The following is a 17,112-nucleotide window of genomic DNA, read 5'->3' as shown; positions in this document are numbered from 1 at the left end:
ATAATCTAGTTTATAGGAATCCAGGTCTTTTATTCCTGTAAAAATCCAAAACCATAACTGGTCAGGATATCTGCTGGAAGGGGGAAAGTATAAAAGATCAGATGACCGGGGAAAGAGTGAAGGAAGAAAGGCAGGAAAGAAAAAATGAGAAAGAGAAATGGCTTGATAAAGCGTCTGGCGGCAGTAGCACTCAGCATTGGCCTGGCAGCTGTACCCGCAGCAGGAAACGGTAATACAGCTTATGCCAGTACAATCCAAGGGACATCGTATGATACGGTCCAGGCTGCCATTAACGCTGGGATCGGCAGGATCGTGCTGGATAAGGATATAACGGAAAACATCACGATCCCGTCTGAAAAAGAAGTAACCATTGACCTCAATGGATTTACGATCACAAATAACAGCAGCGGCCAGGAAAAGGCCACAGTTATCAATGAAGGTACCCTAACGATCATGGACAGCAAAGGAAACGGAAAAATTGATAATGTGACCCATCAGAAAGCTGCGCTTATCAACAGAAGCGGAGGCACTGTGACGATCAACGGCGGCGAATTTCTGCGCTCAAAAGTAGCCACCGACAACCGGTACTACGTGATTGATAATCAGGGGACCATGGAGATCAACAATGGATACGTCCATAGCAGTGAAGGCTGGGGGACAGGAGGATCTTCCCTGATACGAAATGGCGGAGGGGATACTGCTTCCCAGTTAACGATTAATGGCGGAGAGTTTCAGCAGGATAATTTCATTGTCATTAAAAATGATGATTTAGGAGTTCTTAATATTACAGGCGGAACGATCACCTCTAAAAATGACCAGGCAGTCCAGAACTGGAGCCAGGCATCCATTACAGGAGGCACTCTGGACGGTGCCATCAGAACGTCCACATGGAGTTCTGAATATGAAAACAGTAAAACCGTAATTGGCGGAACTGCTGTGGTAAACGGAAATATCCTTGTGCTTCAGGACAGCAGCTATAATGGAGAAAGGATCCCGGAGCTGGAAATAACCGGCGGAAAGTTTTCCGGAGGCTGGCAGGTGAAGGAGAACAGTAAGGTCACCATTACAGGAGGCAGCTTCTCCAATGCCCCATCCTGGATTCCCAGCGGATTCAGTCTGGTGGAGACCACAGACTCCATCTACAAATATACAGTTTTAGAAACGGACAAGGTTATGATTTCCCTTGCCGAGGATAGCATTGTTCTGGGCTACAATGACACAAAGAGCCTGTCTGTGGCAGAGGTAGTTCCATCCAACGCCAGGATCCGGTGGGAGGTTACGCCCAGCAACGCATCTGTCACCGTGGATGAAAACGGCAAAGTCTCCTCCAAGGCCCAACCCGGAGAGGCTGTGGTAGCAGCTGTGGTTGCTGGTACGGATGTGTCGGCAGAATGCTCTGTGACAGTAGAAAAAGGAAAAGTCGGGTTATCCGGCGAGATTCCCATGACCCTGGGTGTGGATTCCAGCAAGAAGCTTTCTGTGGCATATCCCACAGGAAAGCCCGCAGTATTCACCTCCAGCAACGCTGAGGTAGCCACGGTTGACCAGAATGGAACTGTTACTGGCAAAGGAATGGGTAAAGCTGTGATCACAGCCAGCGTGGAAAACTACGAGGACGCCTCCTGTGAGGTAAAGGTGGTTGGAAATGTTGAATTATCTGATTCTGAGCTGACTCTTAAAATGGGGGAGACAGAGGAAGAGACCCTGACTCTTGTATACCCGGAGGATGAAGACGCAGAAAAGGCCGTATGGGCCTCCAGCAACGAAAATATTGTGACCGTGGAAAACGGTATGGTGAAGGCAATGGCTGCCGGAACCGCCAGCATTACCGTTTCCATTGCCGGAATTACGGAGTATGGAACGGACGTATGCAAAGTAACTGTTGAGAAGGCTGACGAACCGAAACCGTTGGAAAAGACTCTGACCTTAAACGCGTCTTCCATCCGTATGGAGACCAAGGGCTCATTTCAGTTAAAGGCTGAGGCCTCCCCGGCAGCAGAACTTACCTGGAAGGCAGACAGCGATGTGGTAGCAGTGGATAAAAACGGTCTGGTTACCGCCGGTGAAAAAGCCGGAAGCGCAGTGGTCACCGTATCTGCCAGATATGAGGACGGAAACGTAAAATCTGCAGGCTGTGAGGTTCTGGTATCCGAAGAGAAAGGTGATGCCGAGGGTGCAGGGACCACTGTGGAGAGCCAGTTAAAGGATGCTGACCAGATTACCCTGAACATTCCGGCCAGCCTGGAACTTTCTGAAGAAGAAAGCCGGAAGGCCGCAGAAGAAAAGAATACAAAGGTCGAAGCTGCAGAAGCTGAAATACTGGCGAATCCGGAGGCTGCAAAGGAAGCCAGGGGACTGGTGGATTCTGTGAATACAGAGAGATTGGTGGAAGACGGAAAGAATGCCGTGCTCAGCGTAGGCACTACATTAAAGGATATGGAAATGACAGTAGAAAAAGCTGCCGACGGTTCCATTGTGGTACGTCCTTCCAAGGTAGTCTTTGAGGCTTCTGTTTTCATGGACGTGTACGGCGAAGACGGGTCCCTGGAAAAATCTCATGTGGAGCTTTCCAATTCGGATTTCAACAGACATGCAGCAATTACATTCCGCCTGTCTGTCCCCTCCAGTGTTAACGGACGGTATGCCCAGGTAAAACATATCAGTGAGGATATGGGAACCAGCACGATTTCCAACTGCCGGATCCAGAATCCGGGCACTGCCAGCGCATATATTGAACTGACAGTAAACCATTTCAGTACATTTGAACTGACCTTCACAGAGGATCCGGTATCCACCGGAGGAAGCGGCAGCAGTAGCAGCGGTGGCGGCCGGGATTATGTGGATCCTTCCAGATGGCTGAAAACTGGAAAGTGGGTACAGGATTCCAATGGCTGGTGGTATAAAAATGCCGACGGCACCTATCCGTCCAATGGCTGGAGCTGTCTTATCTGGAACAATAAGACCCAGTGGTATCATTTCAACGCCCAGGGCTATATGGATACCGGCTGGTATCTGGATACAGATGGAAGGTGGTATTTCCTTCATAACGTATCGGATGGAAACCAGGGACATATGTACACCGGGTGGCATGAGATCTCTGGCAAGTGGTATTATTTCCACGAAGCAGCAGGCGGTCCTGCTGGTTCTCTGGTAACCGGTGGAGTTACTCCCGATGGATATCAGGTGGACTCAAACGGTGTGTGGATCCAGTAATCTTTCAAGACAACCACACAGGTCATTCCGGGGAGCGGTTCAGTCCGCTCCCTGGGTCCTGGTTTTTCTAAAATGAAGTCTGTTCAGCAAAATTTCCCTTGCAAATCTTCAAAACCTATGATAGACTTATATTCGGTTTTGAACCGATGCCGGCATGGCGGAATGGCAGACGCATCAGACTCAAAATCTGACGGGGGCAACCTCGTGCCGGTTCAAGTCCGGCTGCCGGCACTGCCAGAAAGGGCGCTGTACGCAAGGGAAATTTCCTGTGTACAGCGCCTTTTTTGTATTTTTCCATAAACCATCCGGGAGAACCGAACTCCCAGATGCCATCTGCCCTAGGAGGAAGAGGATCAGCCTGTTTCTTCCGTCATGCGGCTGCTCCGCACATACCGGTCCAGGGAGGTTTCCAGAGAACCCTCCAGGGCAATGAGCAGATACCGGGTCAGCTGCTCCTCGGAGGATTCCATATCGCTCTGGATCCAGCCGATCATGATCCCGGAAACCGCTTCCAGGTAAAACGCAGCCAGAAAATCCAGGTAATCATCAGGTACCGCCCGCCCACGGCACAGCTCCCGCAGCCGGTCATGCATCATTCCGGAAATGTCCTCCACGCAGATCCGCCGGAAGGAATCGCCCCCCATGCTGCTCAGGGCAGACTTACACACCGCAGCATTTTCCTTTAAATACCGGATCAGATTCTGGATCCACGCCTCCAGGGTAGGGCACCGGGACCGGTCGGCAAACAGCTTCTCGAAATCCTGCCGGAAGGTCCAGGCCAGCAGATCGTAAATATCCTGGAAGTGGTAATAAAATGTGTACCGGTTAATACCGCAGTCGTCGGCCAGCTCCTGTATGGTAATGCGGCCCAGATTTTTTCTCGTCATCAGCTTTTTCAAAGAGGCCGCCATCTGTTCTTTTCTGTGCAGGGACAATTCGTTTCGTTTCATATACTCTCCATTATCGTGATCTTTTTTCCGTAAACGCACCACAATTATATCAAAATGTGTAGATTTACACAAGTGACGAATATTGTGTATGGGAAGTTTTCAGCGTTTGATATATAGTTTTGTACATTGAAACAACAGACCAGACAGAGGAAGGAGCAGATAGAAATTATGGAAGACAACAGACAGAAACCGGGCTTCTTTGTCCGGCTGGCAACTCTGATCGTGGATAAAAGAAACCTGTTTTTCCTGCTGTATACAGCAGGGATCATCTTCAGCCTTATTTCGCAGGGCTGGGTCCAGGTGAATAATGACATTACCGATTATCTGCCGGAGGAGACAGAGACACGGCAGGGTCTCCAGCTGATGGAAGACGAGTTTACCACCTTTGGCACAGCCCGGGTCATGGTCTCTAATATTACATATGAAAATGCGGAGGAGCTGAAGGATGTGATCGAGGCCATCCCAGGTGTTTCCTCTGTGACCTTTGGCGATCAGGTGGACGAGGATGAAAATACCATCGACGCCGATGACCGGGACGACTACTATAAGGATTCGGCCGCCCTGTATTCCGTGACCTTTGAGGGAGAGACCGACGATCCTGTCAGTGAAGAGGCCATGGTGCAGTTAAGGGAGACCTTAAAGGATTACGACCTTTCCATTTCCTCCGAGGTAGGAGAGGACGGGTCTGCAAGGCTTGAAAAGGAAATGCAGAGCATTCTTGTGGTGGCCGCCATCACGATCCTTGTGGTGCTCTTCCTGACCTCCAGGACTTATGGAGAGATCCCGGTGCTGCTTCTGACCTTTGTGGCAGCGGCTCTCTTAAATAAAGGAACCAACTATCTTCTGGGAGAGATCTCCTTTATTTCTGATTCCATCGCCGTGGTCTTACAGCTGGCCCTGGCCATTGACTATGCCATTATCCTGTGCCACCGGTTCAGTGAGGAGAAGGAGACGGCAGATACCCGTACAGCCTGTATCCTGGCCTTAAGCAAGGCGATCCCGGAGATCTCCTCCAGCTGCCTGACAACTCTGGCTGGCCTGGCTGCCATGATGTTCATGCAGTTCGGCATCGGCATGGACCTGGGCGTTGTCCTCATCAAGGCTGTGCTTTTCAGTATCCTCTCGGTATTTACCTTAATGCCGGGGCTTCTTGTGCTGTTTTCCAAGCTCATTGAAAGGACCCCCCATAAGAGCTTTATCCCGAAGATCACCGTCTGGGGGCGGTTTGTGACCAGTCTGAAATACATCACTCCGCCGCTGTTTGTAATCGCCTTTGCCGCCGCCGCCTATCTGGCTGGAAACTGCCCGTATTCCTACGGCACTAATACAGTGAAAACTGAAAAGAAAAATGAAACGGAGATCGCCAGGGAGAATATAGACAACGTTTTTGGAAGCCAGAATACCCTGGCAGTGGTGGTTCCGGCCGGGGACTATGAAACAGAGGAGCGGCTTTTAAAACGTCTCAGCGCCTTTCCCCAGGTGGACACAGCCCTGGGCCTGGCCAACGTGGAGGTAAAGGACGGGTATGTTCTGACGGACGCCCTGACGCCCAGACAGTTTTCCGAGCTGACGGATATGGATATGGAGATCTGCCGCCTGTTCTATAAGGCCTACGCTGCCGACCGGGAGGAATATGTGCGGATCATCAATAATATTGATGTTTTCAAGGTCCCCATCATCGATATGTTCCAGTTTTTATACCAGTATGTGGGCGACGGGTATCTGGACCAGGGATATATCACCCTGGACGACGATACCAGAAGTGATCTGGATGACCTGAACAAACAGATCAATGACGCCAAGGAGCAGCTCCAGAGCGAAAAATACTCCCGGATGCTCTTAAATCTGGCTCTGCCGGAGGAGGGCCAGGAGACCTTCGCGTTCCTGGATACCCTCCATGAGGTGATCGGAGGCTATTATCCGGCCGGAAGCTTTTATCTGGTGGGCAATTCCACCAGCGATTATGACCTTGCGTCCTCCTTCTCCCACGACAATACGCTCATCAGCGTCCTGACCATCGTATTCGTGATCCTGGTGCTTTTATTCACCTTCATGTCCGTGGGCCTTCCGGTACTGCTGATCCTGGTGATCCAGGGAAGCGTGTGGTTAAACTTTTCCTTCCCCACGCTCCAGAACAGCCCCGTATACTTTTTAAGCTATCTGATCGTCAGCTCCATCCAGATGGGCGCCAACATTGATTATGCCATCGTGATCTCCAGCCGCTACCAGGAGCTGAAAAATAAGATGCCGCGGAGAGAGGCCATGATCGAAACGCTGAACCTGTCGTTCCCCACGGTATTCACCTCCGGGACCATCATGGCCTCCGCAGGTATCTTCATCAGCAAGATGACCACGGATCCGGCCATTTACGCCGTAGGCCTGTGCATCGGCCGCGGCACCATCATCTCCATGCTCTTAGTCATGGGGATCCTTCCGGGCATTCTGCTTTTAGGAGACACCATCATCGACCGGACCACCTTCAATATCAAATATCCGGCCATCGTCCAGACCACAGAGGCCGTGGGCATGGTACGGCTGGACGGGCGGATCCGCGGCACAGTTTCCGGTAAGATCGACGCCGAGGTCCACGGAGTCCTAATGGGAGACGTTTCCGCTGTGATCTCTGCCGGAAATCCGGATGCGGTGAAGGCCATCGGGGAGCTGCCGGATGGAGAGGATCCCGGCAGCCTGGAAGAAAAGCCAGATGAAAACGAGAAAAATACGGAGAAAGGAGAAAATGACCATGAAGCATAAAGCAAAAAAAATATCGGCAGTGATCCTGTCCGCCGTCCTGGCAGCTTCCTCCTTTTCACCCATTCCCGCCTATGCGGACGGCGAAACGGTCCAGATCTCCAGCGCCGAGGATTTTGCCGCCTTTTCAAAAAACTGCACCCTGGATTCCTGGTCCAGAGGAAAGACCATAAATCTGACGGCTGATATCAGTCTGGCCGATACAGACATTTCTCCTGTGCCGATCTTCTGCGGTACCTTCAACGGAAACGGCCATACCATTTCCGGCCTGGATCTGGACGGAGGCAACTCCTACCAGGGACTGTTCCGGTTTGTGGCAGAGGATGGCGTTATAAACGGACTGACCGTCTCCGGCACTGTGTCGGCGGACGGCGCCCAGGAGTATGTGGGCGGGATCGCAGGCAGCGTCCGCGGCATTGTACGGGACTGCAGCTTTGAGGGCGTTATCGACGGGACCATGTATGTGGGCGGAATTGCAGGCATCACAGAAAAAACGGGCCGGATCGAAAACTGCCGGGTCATCGGCATGGTCCAGGGAGAAAAATACATCGGGGGCATCACCGGACGGAACGACGGCTCCATTTCCGCCTCTGTAAACCATGCACGGATCAATCCCCTGGCCGGAGGGCTCAGCGCCAGTCTGGAGGAAGAGGCACCGGCTGATGTGAAGGACACGGCGCTGGACCGGACAGAAAGCACTCTGGAAAATGCCAGAGATACGGCTGAGGTATCCCAGGATACGGGAGGGATCGCAGGCTTTTCCAATGGAAATATCTTAAACTGCACCAATGAGGGCGCAGTGGGCTATCCCCATGTGGGCTACAACGTGGGCGGCATCGTGGGGCGTACCAGCGGCTACCTGTCCGGCTGTACCAACAAGGGAAAGATCAACGGCAGGAAGGATGTGGGCGGCATTGCCGGACAGCTTGCCCCCGATATCCAGCTGATCTTTTCCACGGACACCCTGGATAAGCTGGATCACGAATTATCTGTGCTTTCCAGCCTGGCCGACACCGCCATGGACCACACGGACGGAAACCGGGATGTGATCTCCAGACGTCTGGACGCCATTTCTGATTATGCAGAATCTGCCTCGGACCACACCTCCGACCTGGCAGATATGACTGTGGACTGGGCCGACGGGAATCTGGAGGTCATCAATGATCTCATGGACCGGGTCGGCGATACAGTGGACCGGTTAAACGAGATCACCAGCAGCGCTGAGGGGATCCTGGATACAGTAGGAGAAGGCGTAGAGCTTCTGGAGGACTGCGTGGACGAGGCCGGAAGCGCCCTGGGCGCCGGGGCCAAAGGAGAGCAGGAGCTCCGGGACATGATCCAGAAAATGAAGGATTACAACGCCATCCAGAAGGAATGTGCCGCCGCCATACGTGAGGATGCAAAGAATATGCTGAAGGCCCTGGCGGAGGGCGATCTGGAGGGAGCCTCGGAGCTGGCCGCAGATATGGAGGAGCAGGCGGCGGAATATAAAAATGCCGCCCAGGGCAAGCGGGAGACTTTAAAGCAGTTCCGGGAAGCCATCAAGGATCTCCCTGCCATTGCCGACAAGCTCCGGGGCAGCGCCGGGAGCCTGGAGGAGGCCATGGATACCCTGGAGCACGTCTCCTATGATGTGGCTGACACAGCCGCGGAGGTACACCGTCTGTTCCAGGATCTCTCGGACCGGGACGACATCCAGTTCAAGCCCCTGGGTGACGACTATAAGGCCAAGGGAGACCAGGTCCATGACTCCGTCAGCGCCATCGGAGACCAGCTGGATCTCCTGAACCAGGAGGTGGGAGCCACTGGAGACGCCCTTTCTGCGGATATGCGGAGCCTAAAGGACCAGCTCCAGGTCATCAGCGATGTGCTGGACGACGCGGCGGACGATGCCAGGGAGTCCGATAAGGACGATCTCTGGAGCGATGTATCCGAGGAAGAGATCTATAAGACCACCGTCGGAAAGGCCGAGGGCTGCATTAACAACGGTGTGGTGGAAGGAGACATCAACGCCGGAGGCGTAGCCGGAGCCATGGCTGTGGAAAGTATGCTGGATCCGGAGGAGGACATTGAGCGGGTCGGGGACGATTCCTTCAGCTTTCACTACGAAACCCGGGCGATTCTGTTAAACTGTGAGAACCGGGTACCCGTCACCTCCAAAAAAGACTACGCAGGAGGTATCGTTGGCCGCATGGATCTGGGATATATCCTGGACTGCCGGAACTACGGAAATGTGGAGAGCACTGATGGAAGCTATGTGGGAGGAATCGCCGGAAGCTCCGCCTCCACCATCCGAAGATCCCAGAGTAAATGTATGGCCTCTGGCAAAAACTTTGTGGGGGGGATTGCCGGGGATGGCTACAATCTGACAGAAAATCTTGCCTTTGTATCCATTGGGAACGGTGAGATGTATTGCGGCGCCATTGCAGGCCGTGTGGATGATGAAGGCGAGATTTCAAGCAACCGGTTTGTGGAGAATGGAAGCGCCGGCATCGACGGAGTCAGCTACGCGGGAAAGGCCGAGCCCATTTCCTATGAAAGCCTCATGGCAGAAGAAAACGCCCCGGAAGAATTCGGGAAATTTACTCTGACGTATATCGCTGATGACACTCTGGCGGGCCGCGTTTCCTGTAAATATGGAGAGCCGCTTTCCGGCCTTGCCGTTCCCTCCGTGCCGCAGAAGCCGGGATATCACGGAGAGTGGGAGCCGGTGGGCGAGGATACCATCACCTTTGACCATGTGTTAAAGGCTGTTTATACGCCTCATGTGACCACGGTGGAAAGCAGCGCCCGAAGGGATGACGTGCGGGCTGTGATCCTGGCCGAGGGCACCTTCCATGAGGATACAGAGCTGTCAGCAGAAAAGCTGTCAGAGGAAAGGGACCGTGAGACCTGGAGGATCACGCTCACCGGAGATCTGGGCGGTGAGGAGGAGTCCCCGGAAGCCTATACCTACCGCTTTATCCTTCCAAAGGACTGGGAAAACGCTTCTCTGACCATAAAAACAGCCCAGGGGACGGAAGAGGCCGGCTGCAAAAAGGACCAGAGCGCCCTGGTATTCTCCACTGCCTGGACGGACTTTGAGCTGACGGCGGAAAAAACAGGCGCAGGTGCGAAGGGAGGCTGGATGATCCCGGCGCTGGCAGGAGGTGCGCTCCTGGCGGCGGCTGTCCTGGTATTCCTTTTTGTAAAGAAGAAAAAAAGAGCTTTGCCAGAGGAAAACGGGGACCATCAGAAAGCCGTCCAGGAGGCTGAAAAAGATTCGCCGTTGAAATAATGACCGATCTGGTGTATGATGGAGGCAGTAAGAGCTGCCTCCATTTTTCGGCAGTATGGAAAGGAGCGTGCCGGTGATGACATGTATGGAAGCGGAGAAAATGGTGATCCCGTATATCAACGACCAGCTTTCGGTGACAGAGCTGGAGGATTTCATTGAGCACATTAAGACCTGCGAGAACTGCCGGGAAGAGCTGGAGATCCACTATATGGTGGATGTGGGTTTAAAAAAGCTGGATGAGGCCGACGGCACCTATGACATCGTCGGCGATCTGAAACGGAAGCTGGAGAGCTCAGAGGCTGTCCTGCGGCGCTTCTTCACCTTCCAGGTGGCCCGCTATGCCGTCAGCACCCTGATGGCCATGGCCCTGGTGGTCATATTCCTCTTACAGCTCAGGATCTGGAAGCAGGCAGGCTTCTTTATATCAATTTAGGAGACGATTATGGAAAAACTGGTACTGATCGACGGGCACAGTATTTTAAACCGTGCCTTTTACGGCGTTCCCGGACTGACCAATTCCGAGGGACTCCATACCAATGCCGTTTATGGTTTTTTAAATATTCTTTTTAAGCTGCTGGAGGAGGAAAAGCCGGGATATCTGGCCGTGGCCTTCGACCTGAAGGCTCCCACCTTCCGCCATACCATGTACGACGCCTATAAAGGAACGAGAAAGCCCATGCCGGAAGAGCTCCACGAGCAGGTTCCCCTGATGAAGGAGGTTCTGACGGCCATGGGCATTCCGATCTTTACGAGAGAGGGCTATGAGGCCGACGATATCCTGGGAACGGTGGCGAAAAAGGCCCAGGCAGCCGGGATGGAGGTAACGGTGGTTTCTGGGGACCGGGACCTTCTCCAGCTTTCCGACGCCCATATTAAGATCAGCATCCCTAAGACCAGCCGTGGGACCACAGAGGTCCATACGTACTATCCGGAGGATGTAAAGCGGGAGTATCAGGTAACGCCGGAGCAGTTCATCGACGTAAAAGCCCTTATGGGAGACACCTCCGACAACATTCCCGGAGTTCCCTCCATCGGAGAAAAAACAGCGACAAATCTGATCCTGCAGTTTGGCAGCATGGGCGGCGTTTATGAGCATCTTTCAGAGGTAAAGCCTCCCCGGGCAAAAAAATCCCTGGAGGAGCACAGGGATCTGGCTGAGCTTTCTTATAAGCTGGCAAAGATCTGCATCGACGCTCCGGTGGAATTCTCTCCGGAGGACGCCAGGATCGGAGACCTCTACACAAAAGAAGCATATGAGTACATGAGCCGCCTGGAATTTAAATCCCTGCTGGCAAGATTCGGGGACCATGTGAAAAAGGAAGCGGCTGCAGCTCTGGATTTCCATGCTGTGACGGATCTGGCCGTGGCCGAGGCACTGTTCCAGAAGGCCATGGGATCCGAACGGACCGGGGCCGTCCTGCTGGCCGAAGGACCGGAGATCTCCGGAGCCGCCCTGTGCCTGGACGGCCAGAACGCGTATCTGATCCAGAAGGAGGGCTTCCTTACGGGAGAGTACCTGGCCGGAAAAATGACAGAGCTGTATCGGACCGGACATGTATGGACCCTGGGGCTGAAAAGCCAGCTTCCATTCCTGGATCTGGGCTATGGGGACACGGTGTATGACGCCGCTGTGGCCGCTTACCTTTTAAATCCTCTGAAGGATACGTATGACTATGACGATCTGGCCAGGGATCACCTGGGGCTTACGGCTCCCTCCAGAGCGGATCTTTTGAAAAAGCTGACATATGCGGAGGCCATGGATCAGGAACCGGAAGCCTTCCTTTCTTTTGCCGGCTTCCTGGGCCACTGTGCATACCAGTCCGGCGGGATCCTTATGGAAAAGCTGGAAGCGGAAGGCATGAAGGACCTGTACCTGGAGATCGAGCTTCCGCTGATCTACGCCCTGTACCATATGGAGGAAGAGGGGATCGCCGTAAAACGGGAGGAGCTTTCCGCCTACGGTGAAAAACTGAAACAGCAGATCACAGTCCTGGAGCAGGAGATCTGGGACATGACCGGAAGCCAGTTCAACATCAACTCCCCGAAACAGTTAGGCGAGGTGCTGTTTGAAAAAATGGGCTTAAAGGGCGGAAAAAAGACAAAAACAGGCTACTCCACGGCTGCCGACGTACTGGAGAAGCTGGCTCCCGACTATCCGGTGGTACAGAAGATCCTGGACTACCGGACGTATGCAAAGCTCAATTCCACCTATGCCGAGGGCCTGGGAAACTTCATCGGCCCGGACGGAAGGATCCACAGCCGCTTTAACCAGACCATTACAGCCACTGGACGCATTTCCAGTACGGAGCCCAACCTCCAGAATATTCCCATCCGCATGGAACTGGGGAGGGCCATCCGGAAGGTATTTGTGCCCAGGGACGGGTTCGTATTCCTGGACGCCGACTATTCCCAGATCGAGCTCCGGGTACTGGCCCATATGTCGGGAGACTCCAGGCTCATCGAGGCCTACCGGAGCGCCCAGGACATCCACGCCATCACAGCCTCCCAGGTGTTCCATATCCCCCTGGACCAGGTAACGCCCCTAAAACGGCGCAACGCCAAGGCTGTGAACTTCGGCATCGTCTACGGCATCAGCGCCTTCGGCCTCAGCGAGGATCTGAGCATCTCCAGGAAAGAGGCTCTGGAATATATCAATCAGTATTTCGAAACGTATCCGGGCGTAAAGACCTTCCTGGACGGCCTGGTGGCTGACGCCAGGGAAAAGGGCTTCGTTTCCACCATGTTCGGCCGGCGGCGTCCTGTACCGGAGCTGGGCTCTGCCAACTTCATGCAGCGTTCCTTCGGCGAGCGGGTGGCCATGAATTCCCCGATCCAGGGAACGGCCGCCGATATCATAAAGATCGCCATGATCCGGGTGGACCGGAGGCTTCGGGAGGAGGGCCTGGAATCCAGGCTGATCCTGCAGGTCCACGATGAGCTTCTGGTGGAAACGGCAGTCCGGGAAAAGGCACAGGTGGAGCGGATCCTGTCTGAGGAAATGAGCCGGGCGGCCGCCCTGAAGGTACCCCTGGAGATCGATATGCACGATGGAAAAAACTGGTTTGAGGCCAAATAAATTCGAGGCGGTAAAATGGAAACACAAAGGAAACGGATCATCGGCGTCACCGGAGGGGTGGGCGCCGGTAAATCGACGGTACTGACCCTTTTAAGGGAAAAATTCGGCGCAGACGTTTTTCTGGCGGATACCTGCGCCCACGAGCTCATGGAGCCCGGGACCAGAGGCCTGGAGCAGGTGGTCCAGGCCCTGGGCAGCAGTTTCCTGGCTCCCGACGGCTCTGTGGACAAAAAGGCCCTGGCCCAACGGATCTTCCATGACAAAGAGGCCTTAAGGACCATGAACGCCATCATCCATCCCCTGGTCTGGGAGACCCTGGGAAAAAGGGCCGAGGAGTCTGAGTGCTCCCTGGCAGTCATCGAGGCGGCCGTGTTCGATACGGCTCCCGACGGTCTTTTTGATGAGATCTGGTATGTGTACGCAGACCCGGAGTGCCGGATCCGGCGGCTCATGGAAAGCCGCGGCTATTCCAGGGAAAAATGTGAACGCATCATAGAAAGCCAGGCGTCTGAGGAGGAATACAGGGCCAGATGCAGCCGCGTCGTCGACAACAGCGGAAGCGCCCTGGAAACGGAAAAACAGCTAAAGGAGATTCTTTGTCATGAGATTTGTTAGTATCGCCAGCGGCAGCAGCGGAAACTGCATTTACGCGGGGACGGAAAGCACCCATATCCTGGTGGACGCAGGCATCAGTGCAAAGCGCATTGAGCAGGGACTTTTTGAGGTGGGGCTGAAGGCTGGAGAGGTGAACGCCATCTGCATCACCCATGAGCACACAGACCATGTGCGGGGCCTGGGCGTTCTGGCGAGAAAATATGCGATCCCCATTTACGGAACAAAGGGGACCTTACAGGAAATAAAAAAGATCAAGGGACTGGGAGAGTATCCGGAGGAACTCCTCCACCCGGTGCTGCCGGACGTGAAGTTTACGGTGGGAGACATGGACGTGCTTCCCTTCCACATCGACCACGATGCGGCGGACCCTGTGGCCTACCGGATCCAGTCTGGAAATAAATCCATTGCAGTAGCCACGGATCTGGGCCACTATAACCAGTATACCATCGACCATCTGCTGGATCTGGATGCGGTTCTTCTGGAATCCAACCATGACCTGCGGATGCTGGAGACCGGCCCCTATCCGTATTATCTGAAACGGCGGATCATGGGCGACTTCGGCCACCTTTCCAACGAAAATGCCGGGCGGCTGTTAAACTGCATCTTAAGCGGGAAGATGAAGCACATCCTTCTTGGTCATTTAAGCCAGGAAAACAATATGCCCGAGCTGGCTTATGAGACCGTGCGCCTGGAGGTGGACATGGGAGATACCCCCTACCAGGCCTCGGACTTTTATATGGCCGTTGCCAGACGGGACCGGATGTCTGATATTCTTACCGTATAAGGAGGCGCCCATGAGAATTCTTCTGATCCGCCACGGGCGGCAGAACAGCCCCCTGTGCAATGTGGACGTTCCCTTATCGGAAGCGGGGAGGGCCCAGGCAGCCCTCCTGGGAGAGCGTCTGAAGCATGAGGGCATCGACGCGGTCTGGTCCAGCGGCCTCTGCCGGGCTGTGGAGACCGCCGACCGGATCAACGAAGCCTTAAAGGTAAAGCGGGTGATCCGGGAGGACTTAAAGGAGGTCTCCTTCGGGGATCTGGAGGGTCTGGCTGATCCGGTGATCGCAGAGCGGTTCGGCAGCTTTTTAAGCCAGCGGAAAAAAATGGAACAGGATCTTCCCTATCCCGGCGGCGAATCGGCCGCAGACGTGGTAAAGCGGGTCCTGCCGGTGATGGATGAGATCCTGGCCTCCGGGGACAGGACAGTGGCAGTGGTGACCCACGGCGGCGTGATCCGCAGCATGACGGCCCACTACCTGGGCATGGAGCTTTCAAAGACCCAGCTTCTGGCCTCCCACCTGGAAAACTGCGGGATCACAGAATTCTGGTTCCGGGAGGACGGCACGGCGGTTTTGAACCGTTTTAACGACTATTCCCATCTGGAGGGAAAGAAAGATCTTTTACGGAGCGGATGGAGCGAGAAACGATGATTGAGCTTGAGAAAAAAGAAAAAGAAATGATACAGGCGCTGTTTACGGACTTTTTAAGGGAGCAGCCTCTTTCCGTGGTCTTAAGCGGCCAGGCGGGAAAGGACGATTTTATCCGGATGCGCCTCCGCCCGGTGCTTTCCGCAGGCCAGGTGGCCTTCCAGGCCGAGGAATTCCGCGGAAAACAGGCCTTCCATAAAAATATGGACGCCTCCCAGGCCTGCGCCTATCTGACGGAGCTTATGGGTACGGCCTTTAAGCAGGCCCAGGCGGAGACCGAAGGCTGGACGGCCTCGGTCCTGGTGAGCAAAAAGGGAAAGATTTCCATAAAGAGGAAGCCAAAGGCAGAGATACGGAAGCCGGCGGATGTCTTAAACGATGCCTGGAAAAGCGGACTGGCCCATAACCGGAAAAAGAATTACATTCTGGAGGAAGGGAAAGCCGTCCCGTTCCTGGTGGATCTGGGCGTTATGACAAAGGATGGCAAGATCGTAAATTCCAGGTATGACAAATTCCGCCAGATCAACCGGTTCCTGGAATTCATTGAGGATATCCTGCCGAGGCTGGACCGTTCCAGGGAGTCTGTGATCCTGGATTTCGGCTGCGGAAAGTCCTATCTGACCTTTGCCATGTATTATTATCTGAAGGAACTGAAAGGATACCCGGTGCGGATCATCGGGCTGGATCTGAAAAAAGACGTGATAGAAAAATGCAATGGCCTGGCCGTAAAATACGGCTACGAAAAGCTGGCCTTCTATACCGGGGACATCGCCTCCTACGAGGGCGTGGACCAGGTGGATATGGTGGTGACTCTCCACGCCTGCGATACGGCAACGGATTTCGCTTTGGAAAAGGCGGTGCGCTGGGGCGCAAAGGTCATCCTTTCTGTTCCCTGCTGCCAGCATGAGCTCAATGGACAGATGGAAAATGAGCTTCTGGAGCCGGTGCTCCAGTACGGGATCATAAAGGAACGTATGGCTGCCCTGTTCACAGACGCGCTGCGGGCCAGGATCCTGGAGTGCTGCGGCTACCGGGTACAGATCCTGGAATTCATCGATATGGAGCATACTCCGAAGAATCTCCTGATCCGGGCCGTAAAGCAGGGCGGCCCCAGAAAAGACCGGGAGGAGCTCCAGGCTGTTTTAGAGTTCCTTCACGCGGAGCCGACCCTGTACCGGCTTCTGATGGAGCAGGACGACTAAATCTATATTATGACCGGAGACCGGGTGAACTCATTTTTCATGGGCCGCCCGGTCTTTAATTCTGCTGCCAGACGGTAAAGCTCCGCACACTGTAAATGCTTATAAAAAAGCTCCAGGGACGGACCAGAAAGAAGAGCGGCCGCGTCGGCCGTTTTGGTGATCATGGGAACTGTGGAATGCTTTTTTATTTCCGAGAGCAGTGGAAGAGCATCCCTCCGGAAGCCCAGGATCCTGAGCCACGGAGCCGAGTCCAGGGCCTTAAAGCGCTCCGTTTCCTCCCGGGTGATCCCCAGCACCGTATTTAAAAGACAGCGGCTCACCCGGGCGTACGTATACTGCCGGTCCTTGGAGGAAGCAGTCCGTTCCGAAAAAGAGGCGAAGGAAAGCCGGTTTTTGTGGAGCTTCCTCGCCAGATCCTCCGGCATGCCAGAGATCCCCGTCAGCTCACAGAGCGGCAGGGTCAGAAGCTTTTCATTTAAGATCATGGAAAAATCGTCGGCTGTGACCTGGGGACAGGACTCTAGCTTAAGGCACGAAAAGAAGGCTTCCGGCACCACCTCAGTTAAAAAATCCAGGTCATTTTCTGCCAGAGCCTTCCGGA

General features: G+C 54.1%; 11 protein-coding genes and 1 tRNA gene. 10 read left to right on the top strand and 2 right to left on the bottom strand.

All coding sequences use genetic code 11. The features are described 5' to 3' along the window. Positions 1-144: 144 nt before the first annotated feature. Together WIH05_RS11345 and WIH05_RS11340 are read left to right on the top strand one after the other, a co-directional pair. Positions 145-3,213, top strand: a complete 3,069-nt coding sequence (locus WIH05_RS11345; protein ID WP_022273995.1) for an Ig-like domain-containing protein — start codon at positions 145-147, stop codon at positions 3,211-3,213. Positions 3,214-3,361: 148 nt separating this feature from the next. Continuing rightward, a tRNA-Leu gene (locus WIH05_RS11340) sits at positions 3,362-3,444 on the top strand. Positions 3,445-3,566: 122 nt separating this feature from the next. Here the strand turns inward: WIH05_RS11340 and WIH05_RS11335 are convergent. Next, positions 3,567-4,163, bottom strand: coding sequence for a TetR/AcrR family transcriptional regulator C-terminal domain-containing protein (locus WIH05_RS11335; RefSeq protein ID WP_022273996.1), 597 nt, complete (start codon positions 4,161-4,163; stop codon positions 3,567-3,569). A gap of 168 nt (positions 4,164-4,331) precedes the next feature. Here WIH05_RS11335 and WIH05_RS11330 point away from each other — a divergent pair, with 168 nt between their 5' ends. The 8 genes from WIH05_RS11330 to WIH05_RS11295 all read left to right on the top strand — a co-directional run bounded on the left by WIH05_RS11330 (position 4,332) and on the right by WIH05_RS11295 (position 16,511). Next, on the top strand, positions 4,332-6,917 hold the full coding sequence (locus WIH05_RS11330) for an MMPL family transporter (RefSeq protein ID WP_022273997.1): 2,586 nt from the start codon (positions 4,332-4,334) through the stop codon (positions 6,915-6,917). Further along, the gene (locus tag WIH05_RS11325; RefSeq protein ID WP_022273998.1) at positions 6,907-10,191 is read left to right on the top strand and encodes a hypothetical protein; all 3,285 of its coding nucleotides are present in this window, start codon (positions 6,907-6,909) and stop codon (positions 10,189-10,191) included. The genes WIH05_RS11330 and WIH05_RS11325 overlap by 11 nt, the downstream gene beginning before the upstream one ends. A 76-nt stretch (positions 10,192-10,267) precedes the next feature. Beyond that, positions 10,268-10,624, top strand: a complete 357-nt coding sequence (locus WIH05_RS11320; RefSeq protein WP_022273999.1) for a zf-HC2 domain-containing protein — start codon at positions 10,268-10,270, stop codon at positions 10,622-10,624. Between the two features lie 9 nt (positions 10,625-10,633). Beyond that, positions 10,634-13,267 (top strand): DNA polymerase I, encoded by a 2,634-nt coding sequence (polA, locus tag WIH05_RS11315; protein ID WP_022274000.1) that lies wholly within the window; start codon positions 10,634-10,636, stop codon positions 13,265-13,267. Positions 13,268-13,282: 15 nt separating this feature from the next. Then, a complete protein-coding gene (gene coaE, locus WIH05_RS11310) occupies positions 13,283-13,882 on the top strand; it encodes a dephospho-CoA kinase (protein WP_022274001.1) in 600 nt (199 codons plus the stop codon). Further along, entirely contained in the window at positions 13,869-14,666 is a 798-nt protein-coding gene (locus WIH05_RS11305; protein ID WP_022274002.1) for an MBL fold metallo-hydrolase, read from the top strand. The genes coaE and WIH05_RS11305 overlap by 14 nt, the downstream gene beginning before the upstream one ends. Before the next feature lie 10 nt (positions 14,667-14,676). Then, positions 14,677-15,312, top strand: a complete 636-nt coding sequence (locus WIH05_RS11300) for a histidine phosphatase family protein (protein ID WP_337425400.1) — start codon at positions 14,677-14,679, stop codon at positions 15,310-15,312. Between the two features lie 26 nt (positions 15,313-15,338). Next, complete coding sequence (locus tag WIH05_RS11295; protein WP_337425401.1) at positions 15,339-16,511, top strand: SAM-dependent methyltransferase; 1,173 nt, start codon at positions 15,339-15,341, stop codon at positions 16,509-16,511. Between the two features lie 2 nt (positions 16,512-16,513). On the opposite strand, the gene WIH05_RS11290 is transcribed toward WIH05_RS11295, so the two are convergent. Beyond that, positions 16,514-17,112, bottom strand: a 599-nt coding sequence (locus WIH05_RS11290) for a nucleotidyltransferase family protein (RefSeq protein WP_337425399.1), incomplete at its 5' end; no start/stop codon positions are given.

This window comes from Alitiscatomonas sp. (assembly GCF_037242085.1).
GTDB lineage: Bacteria > Bacillota > Clostridia > Lachnospirales > Lachnospiraceae > Alitiscatomonas > Alitiscatomonas aceti.
The sequence above is the reverse complement of the archived record's forward strand: the minus strand, read 5'-3'. Positions and strand labels throughout refer to the sequence as shown.

What these genes read in the sequence shown, in the direction of transcription:
- WIH05_RS11345 (WP_022273995.1), top strand. Translation starts at nt 145, where the DNA reads ATGAGAAAGAGAAATGGCTTGATAAAGCGTCTGGCGGCAGTAGCACTC.
- WIH05_RS11335 (WP_022273996.1), bottom strand. Translation starts at nt 4,163, where the DNA reads ATGAAACGAAACGAATTGTCCCTGCACAGAAAAGAACAGATGGCGGCC.
- WIH05_RS11330 (WP_022273997.1), top strand. Translation starts at nt 4,332, where the DNA reads ATGGAAGACAACAGACAGAAACCGGGCTTCTTTGTCCGGCTGGCAACT.
- WIH05_RS11325 (WP_022273998.1), top strand. Translation starts at nt 6,907, where the DNA reads ATGAAGCATAAAGCAAAAAAAATATCGGCAGTGATCCTGTCCGCCGTC.
- WIH05_RS11320 (WP_022273999.1), top strand. Translation starts at nt 10,268, where the DNA reads ATGACATGTATGGAAGCGGAGAAAATGGTGATCCCGTATATCAACGAC.
- polA (WP_022274000.1), top strand. Translation starts at nt 10,634, where the DNA reads ATGGAAAAACTGGTACTGATCGACGGGCACAGTATTTTAAACCGTGCC.
- coaE (WP_022274001.1), top strand. Translation starts at nt 13,283, where the DNA reads ATGGAAACACAAAGGAAACGGATCATCGGCGTCACCGGAGGGGTGGGC.
- WIH05_RS11305 (WP_022274002.1), top strand. Translation starts at nt 13,869, where the DNA reads ATGAGATTTGTTAGTATCGCCAGCGGCAGCAGCGGAAACTGCATTTAC.
- WIH05_RS11300 (WP_337425400.1), top strand. Translation starts at nt 14,677, where the DNA reads ATGAGAATTCTTCTGATCCGCCACGGGCGGCAGAACAGCCCCCTGTGC.
- WIH05_RS11295 (WP_337425401.1), top strand. Translation starts at nt 15,339, where the DNA reads ATGATACAGGCGCTGTTTACGGACTTTTTAAGGGAGCAGCCTCTTTCC.